Below are 12,170 nucleotides of genomic sequence, written 5' to 3'. Positions count from 1 at the left end.
ATGTTCAAACCGAGTTCACGTTGACCCAACGTTCTTCCTGGGCAGCCACGCGAATCGCCGTCGCCAACCGCTCCACCTCCCACGCCGCTTCAAAGTCGGTGCCATCGGTCCCCTGGCCTGCGACGGCCATGATCAATTCTTGCACTTCCAGGGTCTTTAACTCGTTGTAGCCAAGTTGGTGTCCCGCTGCCGGGCTGAACGCCGCATAACCGGGAAGGGAAGGGCCGGCCAGCAAGCGTTGGAAGCCGTCCTGGCCGACACGGCACAGGCGAAGCTCATTCAAGCGCTCCTGATCGAACGCCAAGGTGCCTTTGGTGCCGCTGATCTCGAAGCTCAAGTGGTTCTTGTAGCCATGTTTGAGCCAACTGCTGCTCACCGTGCCGCGCGCGCCATTGGCGAAACGCAGCAGGGCGTGTACCTGGTCATCCACGGCGATAGGTTTGAGTTCGTTGCTGCCTTTGACAGCCGGGCGTTGAACGTGGACGGTCTGGGTATCGGCGCAGACGCTGACCACATCCCCGACCAGATAGCGCGCCATCGACAGCAAGTGGCTGCCCAAGTCCGCCAGGGCGCCGCCGGCGTGTTCCACTTCGCAGCGCCAGGACCAGGGTGATGTTGGGTCAGCCATAAAGTCTTCGCTGAACTCGCCCTGGAAGCTGATGAGGTCACCCAACTCGCCACTGGCGATCAATTGCCGCGCCAAGGTGATCATCGGGTTGTGTTGATAGTTGTAGCCCACCCGGGTTACCACCCCGGCGGCACTGGCGGCGCGGCGCATGGCGTCGGCCTGTTCCAGACTCACGGCCAGGGGTTTTTCGCAATACACCGCTTTGCCGGCGGCAATCGCGGCCATCGCCATGGGGTAGTGCAGGTGGTTGGGGGTGGTGATGGCCACGATATCGACCTTGGGGTCGTTGATCAGCGCCTGCCAGTCGCCATGGGCGTGATCGAACCCCCAGGACGAGGCGCAGTGCTGGGCGCGTTCGGTGTCGGCATCGGCCAGGGCGGCCAGCTTCAGGGTGACTGGCAGTTCAAACACCGCCCGGGCATTGTTGAACGCCAAGGCGTGGGCGCGGCCCATGAAGCCTGTGCCGATCAAGCCGATTCCGAGTTCACGCATAGCCGTGGTCCTTTGGATTATTGTTTTCAGGATGTGCATTAATGGAATAAAAATTCCCATATTTCAATAGATGGAATAAAAATTCATTAACGCCTCGGTAATCACCTTGGCGAATGCAGCTATATTCACCAAGTGGCCAAAAGCCGCCAGTTAACAAAAGATAACGTAGCGCCGATTGTCAGACGATTCCAAAGCCCGATAGGATGGCCCCTGCTTCCTTCAGGCGCTCTAGATTGCAGGTTTCAGAGCCCGGGAAGGCAAGACCTAACAATAATAAATGGGAGAAAGGTCTATGAGTGAGCCTGTCATGGGTTGGGTTGTTTGCCGCCCACGCGCCGCACGCAGGGTTGCGTTGCTGGCCACAGCGCTCTCGTTGCTGGCCGGTGCTGCGTTGACGACACCGGTGCTGGCAGCCAGCGATACCCCCGCAACGCCAGCGTTTGCGATTGAGTCCCCCAAGGCCGCCAAAGGCCTGATGATCGACGTGGTGCATGCCGGCAAGCGCCTGGTAGCCGTCGGTGATCGCGGGCATATCCTCTATTCCGATGACCAGGGCTCTACCTGGACCCAAGCCAAAGTCCCCACCCGCCAATTGCTCACGGCAGTGTTTTTCGTCGACGACAAACATGGCTGGGCGGTAGGCCACGATGCGCAAATTCTCGCCAGCACCGACGGCGGCGCCACCTGGACCCAGCAATACCAGGACCTCAAGCGCGAAGCGCCGCTGCTCGATGTGTGGTTCAAAGACGCCAATCACGGCCTGGCCGTCGGCGCGTACGGTGCATTGATCGAAACCACCGATGGCGGCAAGAGCTGGAACGACGTCAGCGACCGCCTCGACAACGAAGACCAGTTCCACCTCAACGCCATCGCCCAGATCAAAGACGCCGGCCTGTTTATCGTCGGCGAGCAGGGCAGCATGTTCCGCTCCAGTGACGACGGGCAGACCTGGGAAAAACTCGAAGGCCCTTATGAAGGTTCGCTGTTCGGGGTAATCAGCACCGCGCAACCGCAAACCCTGCTGGCCTTCGGCCTGCGCGGCAACCTGTACCGTTCCACCGATTTCGGCAGCACCTGGGAGCAGGTTGAGTTGAACGCCACCCGTGGCGCCTTGGAGTTTGGTTTGTCGGGCGCGACCTTGCTGGATGACGGCGCAATCGTGGTGGTCGGTAACGGTGGCAGCGTGGTGGTCAGCCACGACGATGGCCAGACCTTCAGCGTGTTCAACCGCCCTGACCGTATTTCACTGTCGTCGGTGACGGCGGCGGGCAATGGCAACTTGATTCTGGCCGGGCAGGGTGGCGTTCGCGTATCGACGCCGACTGGCGCTGAGCTCGTAAAACAATAAGAAGGCGGGGACAGAATGAGCAGTCATCACAACGATAAAGCGACCTTTCTTGAGCGCCTGATTTTCAACAATCGCCCGGCAGTGATCGTCATCTGCCTGCTGGTGAGCGTGTTCCTGTTCTGGCAGGCGACGCTGATTCGCCCGTCCACCAGCTTTGAAAAGATGATCCCCCTCAAGCACCCCTTCATCGAAAAGATGATGGAACACCGCAACGACTTGGCCAACCTGGGCAACACCGTGCGCATCTCGGTGGAGGCCAAGGACGGTGACATCTTCACGAAGGAGTACATGGAGACCCTGAGGCAGATCAACGACGAGGTGTTCTACATCTCCGGCGTCGACCGCTCGGGCCTCAAGTCGCTGTGGAGTCCTAGCGTGCGCTGGACCGAAGTGACCGAAGAGGGCTTCGCCGGCGGTGAGGTGATCCCCCAAAGCTACAACGGCTCGGCGCAAAGCCTCGATCAACTGCGCAATAACGTACTCAAGTCCGGCCAGGTCGGGCGCTTGGTCGCCAACGATTTCAAGTCGAGCATCGTGGATATCCCGCTGCTGGAGTCCTATCCGGACCCGCAGGATCAGGGCAAGTTGCTGGCCCTGGACTATCGCAAGTTCTCCCATGAACTCGAAGACAAGATCCGCGACAAGTTCGAAGCCCAGAACCCCAACGTCAAGATCCACATCGTGGGCTTTGCCAAGAAGGTCGGCGACCTGATCGACGGCCTGGTAATGGTGGTGCTGTTCTTCGGCATCGCATTCGTCATCACCCTGATTCTGCTGCTGTGGTTCACCAACTGCCTGCGCAGCACCATCGCGGTGTTGAGCACCACCCTGGTGGCGGTGGTCTGGCAACTGGGGTTGATGCACTTCTTCGGCTTCGGGCTGGACCCGTATTCGATGCTGGTGCCGTTCCTGATTTTCGCCATCGGTATTTCCCATGGCGTGCAAAAGATCAACGGTATCGCCCTGCAATCCAGCGAGGCCGACAACGCGTTGACGGCTGCACGGCGGACCTTTCGTCAACTGTTCCTGCCGGGGATGATCGCGATCCTGGCGGATGCGGTCGGGTTCATTACGCTGTTGATCATCGACATCGGCGTGATTCGTGAGCTGGCCATCGGCGCGTCCATCGGCGTGGCGGTGATCGTGTTCACCAACTTGATCCTGCTGCCGGTGGCGATTTCCTATGTCGGCATCAGCAAGCGCGCCATCGCCAAGAGCAAGAAAGACGCAAACCGCGAGCATCCGTTCTGGCGCCTGCTGTCCAAATTCGCCAGCGCCAAAGTCGCGCCAGTGTCGGTCCTGCTGGCCCTGGTCGCCTTTGGCGGCGGCCTCTGGTACAGCCAGAACCTCAAGATCGGCGACTTGGACCAAGGTGCACCGGAACTGCGCCCGGACTCGCGCTACAACAAAGACAACAACTTCATCATCAGCAATTACTCCACCAGCTCCGACGTGCTGGTGGTAATGGTCAAGACCAAGGCCGAAGGCTGCTCGCGGTATGAAGCCATGGCGCCCATCGATCAGTTGATGTGGAAGATGCAGAACACCGAGGGCGTGCAGTCGGCGATCTCGCTGGTGACCGTGTCCAAGCAGATGATCAAGGGCATGAACGAGGGCAACCTGAAATGGGAAACCCTGTCGCGTAACCCGGACGTGCTGAACAACTCCATTGCCCGCGCCGACGGCCTGTACAACAACAACTGCTCACTGGCGCCGGTGCTGGTGTTCCTCAACGACCATAAGGCCGAAACCCTCGACCGCGCCGTGCATGCGGTGCAGGACTTCGCCAAGGAAAACAACAAGGACGGCCTGGAATTCATCCTCGCCGCCGGTAACGCCGGGATCGAGGCTGCCACCAACGAGGTCATCAAGGAGTCGGAACTGACCATCCTGATCCTGGTGTACCTGTGCGTGGCGACCATGTGCATGATCACCTTCCGCTCGTGGGCCGCGACCCTGTGCATCGTGCTGCCACTGGTGCTCACCTCGGTACTGGGCAATGCGCTGATGGCGTTCATGGGCATCGGCGTCAAGGTCGCGACCTTGCCGGTGGTGGCGTTGGGCGTGGGGATTGGCGTGGACTACGGCATCTACATCTACAGCCGCCTGGAAAGTTTCCTGCGTGCCGGGTTGCCGTTGCAGGAAGCCTATTACCAGACGCTCAAATCCACCGGTAAAGCCGTGTTGTTTACCGGCCTGTGCCTGGCCATCGGCGTGTGCACCTGGATCTTCTCGGCCATCAAGTTCCAGGCCGACATGGGCCTGATGCTCACCTTCATGCTGCTGTGGAACATGTTCGGTGCACTGTGGCTGCTGCCGGCACTGGCGCGCTTCCTGATCAAACCCGAGAAGCTGGCGGGGCAGAAGGGCAATTCGCTGTTTGCCCACTGAGCCCAAGGCGGTACACAACGTCCGGCGTCAGCGACGCCGGACGTTGAGGGTCAATTGATGGTTGGCGCGATAGCCAGGAAGAGCTGGTCCTGGGGCGGCGCGATCAATACGTACAGGATTCTTTCCACCGGGTCGGCCCCTGCCGCCTGCTCACTGCGCAATTTCGCCTGGACATGTTCCTTGAGCAGATCCTTTTGCGTGTATTTGCGCTGGCTGGCCAGTTTCAAGTGGGCTCGCGTGTAGCGCTCAGGCGGCGCGTCGGCGGTGGCGTAGTGAAAGTGGGCATACCAAAGCACACTGGGCGGCTTTTGCGCTTTGTCGTACACCGCGTATTCGGTGAAGAAATCCCCACTGAGGGTTGGCCGCTGCGGGTCTGCCAGGCTGGTCAGGTTGATATCGATTTCCTTGTGTCGCCAGAGGTAATCGAGGCTTTCCAGGGTTGGCCACTGGCGTTTGTAGGCGTCGCTGCACAGTCGTGTGGCCATGCGCTGCATGTCCCTGGCGTTGGCGCGGTAACGATCGATGGCGTCCTGCGCCCTGGGCTGGTCGCTGTGATCCCGTGCGATTTCATCCGCAAGTGCGTTGAGTCTATCGGCCTGTCCGGTGAGCAACTCATCCCAGTCGGCCGGGTTGACGTCTTGCCGGGTGAGGGCGGACTCCAGCTTCTTCTGTTGGGCACTGATCAGCCGTTCGATCTCGGGGCGTTGCCGCAGCACTTTCTCGCCCTGGTCTTTGAGCATTGCCAGGGTAGAGGCCGGCGCCGCCGGTTCGGGGGCGGCCATGGGTTGCTGGGGCGTTTCCACCCAACTGCCGGCATCATCCGCGTCGAAGGTGGTCAGGGGTTCACCGGTCAGGCTATTGGTAATGGTGAGCCGTTCGCGTGGGTGTAGACCATCGACAGGTTTCAGCTCGCCGATCCAGTACGTGCGCGTACGGGTTTTGAAGATACGTTTGGCCGGCTCTTTCGGCCTGAGCAACGTGGCGGCGGATGCTTCGACCTCCAGTGCTTCCTGGCTGCGCACCACACTTTCCAGCTCGTTTTCAGCCAGCGTCCGCGCCCGACTCAGCCCGGCCAGCAGGCGTTCGGCCACGGGGTGTACGCGTTGCGGATTGATGAACGTGAGCGCTTCGATGGCCTGCTCGTAGCTGCGGTACTTGTCCAGGATTGTGCCGTACAGCAATCGTTGCTCATCCAGCGGATAACCGCTGCTGCTGCGCACTTCGGTATGTGACAGCAAGGCCTGGCCCAGGCTCGAATTGTTTAGATGGTCGATGTACAGCGCCTCCAGCGGCGACACCTCCAGCGCCGACAATTTCACGACCACCCACGAGAGCGGGATCAGCGCATGCATCTCCAGGTTCTGCGCAAAAAAGTGCTGGAACGTCGTAATTTTGGACAACGCTTGCGTGCGCAACACACGTCCGGCCACGGAGTCCTGTTCCAGCAACTCAAGGGTGGTTTCCATCTCGCGCGAGCGGGCCGCCATGCGTTGAACGACGTCCGCCAGTTCAATCGAGCGGGTCACATGTTCGTTATACGCCCAGGGGCGACCTTCGCGCAGTTCCTCGCGCATCCGGCTGGCCAGGTGGCTCATGGGCTCGCCACGCTCAGTGAACATAAAGGTGTCGGCCCATTTCTGCAGGTGGAAATGCGTGCGCATTTGCTCGTCCCAAAGCGTTTTGAGCGTGATGGCCTGGTCCTGGACATGGGGGCCGGCACCCGCGTATTTCTGCAGGTCCTGACCTACCTTGTACAGCTCGATGCGCTTTGGCAGTACCTTGGCGTAACTCTGCTCGAGTTTATCCAGGACCACCTCATAGTCGGTGCGCGCCTTCGAATAGGCCGCTATCTCCTGCTGATGCCGTGCTTCGATCGCGGGTCTCTGCGCATCGGTGGCTTTTTGCAGCAGGTTCCACACCAGTTTCAACGTAGTGGTCTGCTTGATCAGGACCACGCGGTTATTGTTAAGGCGGGTCAACCAATCTCTGAACTCGGCCATGTCCGGGGAAATCTGCGCATTGAGCGTGTCCATACGGTCCTTCAATTGCACCGCCTGGCGACGATTCTCCTCGCGCAGCGTTGCCAGGCGCTTGGGCCCGCCGCCCGCCAGCTTGAGCCCGCGGTCTAGGGTCCAGTGGCCCTTGCCATCGGTGCGCAGCTTGATGCCGGGGTGATCGGGTTTGTTCGGGTCAATGATGAATACGTCGTCCACGTCCGGGGTAATGTTGACGCGAAACAACAGGCCGCCCACCGTGGCGTGCCAGCGCTGGCCGATCTTGAACAACCCGCGATAAGGGCCGAGCGCGACGGGGTCCGGGGCGTGTTCAGGCCAGGGCACATTGACCTCCAGCAGTTTCCTTAACAAACGTGTCGCGGCCCTGTCGCTGGCCAGGGAGCGGTCGATATCCAACAGGGTGCGGCCGCCGCCGGGCGGTTCGGCAGGCAAGCCGATGATGCCCCGTTGCACCACGGCCGGGGTCGAGATGGCCTGGCCCTGCGGATGTTGCAATGGCAACCGTGGGACCTCCGCTTGCGCAGGGGGCTGCGCTACGTGGTCGGGTATCCCCAGGTGAATCAGAACCATGCTGGTGTTGAGCAGCAGGTCGACCCACGCCAGTTCACGGGCAATCGGGTCTTGGCTTTCCAGGGCTGGTATGTCCTGCTTGAGGCTCAGGGCCAACTGCATGAACCAGCCCACCGCCGCCAAGGGTCCACGCACCAGCATCAGCAAGGTGTTGAAGCCCAGTTGCACGCCTTCGAGAATCAGCGCCCAGCGGCTTTCGGCGTTGGACGTCGAGTCGCGGTCGGCTTGCTCCTGCAGTTGCCGCGCTTCGCACTCGTACAGGTAGTCCATCAGTTGGTTGTTGCCCAGCGCCTGGAGGATTTGATCGCTGCTTTCATCACTCGGCGGGGCCAGCGTCGCGGGGCGTGGAATGGACGGCAAGGGGTCGAACTCGGAACCTATGCCGCTGACACGCACGTAATGGGGCTCCCGGAATCCGCCGTTGCTGTACACCGCTCTGGCAGGGTCTTCCATCCAGGCCAGGACGCTGTCCTGCAGCTCGCCGGGCTCGGCGATGGCGGCCAGCAGACTGGCGCGGTCGGTGAATTCCAACAGCGAATCCCGATACGCCGGGCGATACAACAAGCGCGGGCCTGGCTGCCCGTTGCGCGGCTCGATGATGAACATATTCTGCACCCCGTCCGCCTTGGCGCCGGGCTTGCGTTGAAAGGCGAGCACGCGCATGACCACTTCATCCATGCCCGCCCAGCGCTCGGTACTGTGGGTGCCCAGCACTGCTTCGACATAGCGCAGCCCTCGCGACGTAAGCCCGGCCTGGCCTTTGATCTTGTATTCCAGGGCCTGGGTTTTCAGGTCGATGGGACGCTGCACAAGGAACAGCCGCTTGCGCTCTTGCGCCTGTGCGTCCTCGCCGAGCAGTGACTGGTGAAGGTAAGCCGGGTAGTTGCGCCCGACATCGATGCGCTGCACCAGCGCGAGCAGGTACTCCGGGGTCAGGCTGCTGTCGACCGGCTGGCCATCCGCATGGCGCACCGTCATGCGGCCGGCAGGTTTACCTGAAAGGTTCTTGAGCGCCAGGTCGACCAGGCTCATTGACACGCGGTCGATGTAGCCACTTTGCAGGGTGCCCACCGGCACTTCGAAGGTCAGTTGCAGTGCGTCGGCCCGGTAGGCGCCCTGGGCAAGTTCCTTGCAGCTGCGTTCGCCGTGTTCGGTGGCGTTGCGGTCCAGGCACAGTTGGTGATCCAGATGGCTGGCGGCATAGCTGCGAATATCCTCGAGATCATCGAGGTAGTGTTTGCCTTGATTCAGACGCCGAAGGCTGGCCTGTTCGAGCAGGCACTGAGAAAACGCGAAACGATCGGCCGCCGAGGCGTTTTGCAGCCAGCCGGGCAGGGCCGTCTCGATCGACGGCGCGGGATGGCTGGCGATGGCGGGCGAGTCGGTGAACAGGCTGGCCAGGTCGGTGATTGCCGCAAACTGCTGTTCCAACGCCTTGACGCTGGTGCCCGCCGGCAGGCGCAGATTGGCCAGGTTCTCCAGTTGTCGATCCAATACAAGGGCCGCCTGCACTTCGAAAATATCGCCATCGGGCTCGTACAGGCGCCAAGTGATGGTGTCGGCCATCCCCTTTGCCTGGATGCGTTTGCCCCATGCCTCGCCGAATGCATCCAGGCTGGCGTAGGAATCGATCTGGCCGGATAAACCGCACAGCAGCACGCGCGTGCCGCTGACCAGCAGAATATCGCTGGCCTGCTGCGTCAGTGATGTGCTGCCTTGTACAAGCTGGGTTTCCAGGGTGTAGGCGTGAATCGCATTGGCAGGCCATGGCTGCTCGGTCCTGGTTTCTCGGCTGGGATAGTCGGCCAGGGTGCTCAGTATCTGCAGTTGCTGGGTGTCGTCCCCCGAATGACGGACGGCGCTGGCCCTGAATGCGCCGCGCAGCACTTCGGCCAACCATTGCCAGCGACTGACGCCGGTATCGCTGTCCTGTTCCCAATACGCGGCCAGCGCCTCTTGGGCCCCGATAAACAGGATCAAGGGCAGTTCCCGTATCGCGTTTTCGAAGACGTTCAGGTCGTAGCTGCGCTCGCCATCGGCCTGAAACGTGAGTCGGCTGCCGGTGGCGTCGCTCAGGTAGGCGTCCAACCCGTAACTCAATGAAAGGTCGGGGAAATGGCCGTCGGCAAGGAATTGCAGCGCCACATCCAGCACCGGCCGCAGTGCCCGGCCGCCCCCCTCACGGGGGAGCGCCATGTACAGATCCGAAGGGGCGATGGACAGGGGCGGGTAGTGTTCTTTCAGGGTGCGGGCCAGCATTTCTGCAACTACCGACCGCAGGGCGGGGCGCGTTGAAAACTGCCCCTTTATCACGGTTTTCAGCAGGTTTTCCGCCGGGATCGGCGTGACGATTGGCATGAAAGGTATTCCTTTACGTTGGATAAGCGAATGCCCGCCTAACCTAACGCCAACGCCACGCCTGATGCGGTAGCCCGATAGTGCACACGTGGGCGAACGGCTCGGGCCGGTTTATTACGGGAACGATAAGAACCAGCGCTGCGCCAGCGCCTTGCCAATCAAGCCTCGGTGTACGTCGACCACTGCCTGCGGGCCCTGCGCCTTGGCGAGCAACGAGTAATAGCTTTGCTTGCGCTGTTCGCGGGTTTTCACGTGCGCGGCGGTGTAGTCGGCCCCTGCGGTGTCTGCGGTGGGGTAGTGAAAATGCGCATACCACACCGGGTAGCCTTTGGGATCATTGATCGCGTACTCCTGGATGAAGTCCTGGCGCTCACCCTTCAATCGGGTCCGCCCGCCCAACTTGGCCACGTTGACCTGGCGCTGGTTGAGCAGGTATTCCAGATTGCCGTGGGTGGGCGGCAGTTCCAGGCTCAGTTGGTGCCGCAATGTCTGGCCCAAGGCACTCAAGCGCTCACCGGCCTTACGCATGTCGCTGGCCAGTGCCTGGTCAGCGGTGGTCCTGGCACTCTCGGGCTGAGCGGCGATGGCCTGGTCCAACTCGGTGGCGAGTTTGTCATAGCGAGCCGCTTCGTAATCCAGGACCTCCTGGACCTCCTGGGGGTGCCTGCTGCTTTTTTTGTAATGCTCGGCCCTGCGCAGATGATCATCCAGCATGGCCAGCAACTTGCGCGCTTCACCCTTGACCTGGCTCAGGCTGCGCGGTGGGACGGGCGCCTGGGGCGGCGTCTGCACCACATACTCGACCCATACATCGCCCTGCTGTGAATAGCTCTCGACCACTTGCCGGGTGTTCTCGTTGCGTACTTCGACCACTTCAACGTTGTGCACCCGCTGCACGTCGCCGATCAGCGTGCCCCTGCGCCGGGTCTTGATTACCCGTTTCGCCGATGTGGCCGCCGGGGCCTGAGCCGGCACAGGCCTGGGTGGCTGGCTGCTGGTGTGTGCAATCGGTCTGACCTCCCTGGACAGACGTTGTGTTACCTCGTCGTAGAGCCCGCGGACCAGGTTCAGCAACCGGCCGCTGAACGTCGCATCCAGGCCCTCGACGTCGACAATTTCCAACCCGAGCAACCCATCCAGCGCACGGCCGTAATGCTCCACCAGACTTTCCAACACACTCAGCCGATCACTGGCCGACAGCACCAGGCCGTTGAGTTCGGCGTGGGTGCGTACCTGCTGCTGCAGCGGGCTGACAATGTTATCCATCGCCTTGAACAGCGGGTGCCCGAAATCCTTCACGCTCAGGTATTTCAAGGTGCGCAGTTGCAAGTCCTTGATGGACAGCGCGCTGATCTCGTTCACCCGATTGGCAGTCATCTCGTTGAATCGTTTGGCGCCGCTTGAGCCCATTGACTGCATGTGTTCAAGGTGGCGCGCCTGGCGTTCAAGCCAGCGGATACTGCGCTCGTTGATGTCTGCCAGCTGGGACGTGAACTGGCGATAGCGGTTGCGTTCAAGCACAACTGCCACATTGAAACCGGGACCTTCACGCCGGAACTGCGGGTGGGCGCGGTACAGGTCTTCTCTGTCGAGCTCGGCAATGGCCACATGTTTACGGGCATTGAGAACGGCGTCGTGCAACAGGTCCAGGGTTTTTGTCAGCGATAAGGGAACGTTTAAGGCTTCACGCTCCTTGAGGCTGTCCAGGATCTGCTGCTGGTGCAGGCTTTGTTTCTCAAGGGCGGCATCGTACTGCTGACGCGCGTCTGCCAGTGGCTTGCCGCTTAAACCGGTCTGCCGGGCTTCTGCCTTGTCGACCTCTGGCTGAGTTTGCAAGTAGGCCCGAAGTTCATCCTCCAATGCCTTGACGCGGTTGGCCTTGCGCTCGCGCTCGGCAGCGATGCGCTTTGGCGGCATGCCACCGCGCAGGCGCAGCCGGGAGTCCACTGACCAGATGCCCTGGCCGTCGTCGCGCAGGTAAGGGCCAGGCCGTTGGGCATCGGTGGGGTCGGTAATTCGCACGCTACCATCGTCCTCCAGGTTGACGCGGAACAGGTCGCTGTCGACCTGCGCATGCCAGCGGTTATCGATGAGGTACAAGCCCTTGCGGGGGCCATTCAAGACCGGCTGTGGCAGGTCACCCGGCATCGGCACCTTGAGTGACGCGAGGTTGGCGCGCTGGCTGGGCGTAAGGCGATAACGGGCCTGGGCGTAGCTGAAATCCACGGCGGTGTGCAAGCCTTGTGGTTGCACGCCGGGCAATGCAACGGTGCCTTGGCGAATCCGTGCAGGTGCGGGCGCCGGCCATGCCTGCGGGCGTCGCTGCGGCACGCGTGGCGCCACGGCTGGGGGCGGGGCAGTGGGGGCC

Annotated in this window: 4 protein-coding genes and 1 pseudogene; 2 read left to right on the top strand and 3 right to left on the bottom strand. The window is 61.4% G+C overall.

What is annotated here, in order from left to right:
- Positions 1-4: 4 nt before the first annotated feature.
- On the bottom strand, positions 5-1,120 hold the full coding sequence (locus BW43_RS15830) for a Gfo/Idh/MocA family protein (protein WP_032886496.1): 1,116 nt from the start codon (positions 1,118-1,120) through the stop codon (positions 5-7).
- 307 nt (positions 1,121-1,427) lie between these two features.
- On the opposite strand from BW43_RS15830, the gene BW43_RS15835 reads away from it, so the two are divergent.
- Both BW43_RS15835 and BW43_RS15840 read left to right on the top strand, forming a co-directional pair.
- A complete protein-coding gene (locus BW43_RS15835; protein WP_032886495.1) occupies positions 1,428-2,468 on the top strand; it encodes a YCF48-related protein in 1,041 nt (346 codons plus the stop codon).
- A gap of 15 nt (positions 2,469-2,483) precedes the next feature.
- Positions 2,484-4,859, top strand: coding sequence for an RND family transporter (locus tag BW43_RS15840; RefSeq protein ID WP_032886494.1), 2,376 nt, complete (start codon positions 2,484-2,486; stop codon positions 4,857-4,859).
- 50 nt (positions 4,860-4,909) lie between these two features.
- Here BW43_RS15840 and BW43_RS15845 read toward each other — a convergent pair whose 3' ends face one another.
- Both BW43_RS15845 and BW43_RS15850 read right to left on the bottom strand, forming a co-directional pair.
- The gene (locus BW43_RS15845; protein WP_032886493.1) at positions 4,910-9,802 is read right to left on the bottom strand and encodes a dermonecrotic toxin domain-containing protein; all 4,893 of its coding nucleotides are present in this window, start codon (positions 9,800-9,802) and stop codon (positions 4,910-4,912) included.
- A gap of 114 nt (positions 9,803-9,916) precedes the next feature.
- Positions 9,917-12,170, bottom strand: a pseudogene (locus BW43_RS15850) (hypothetical protein); the annotation flags it as partial.

The organism is Pseudomonas sp. RIT357, assembly GCF_000632245.1.
Classification (GTDB): Bacteria; Pseudomonadota; Gammaproteobacteria; order Pseudomonadales; family Pseudomonadaceae; genus Aquipseudomonas; species Aquipseudomonas sivasensis.
This window is presented reverse-complemented; position numbering and strand designations above follow the sequence as displayed.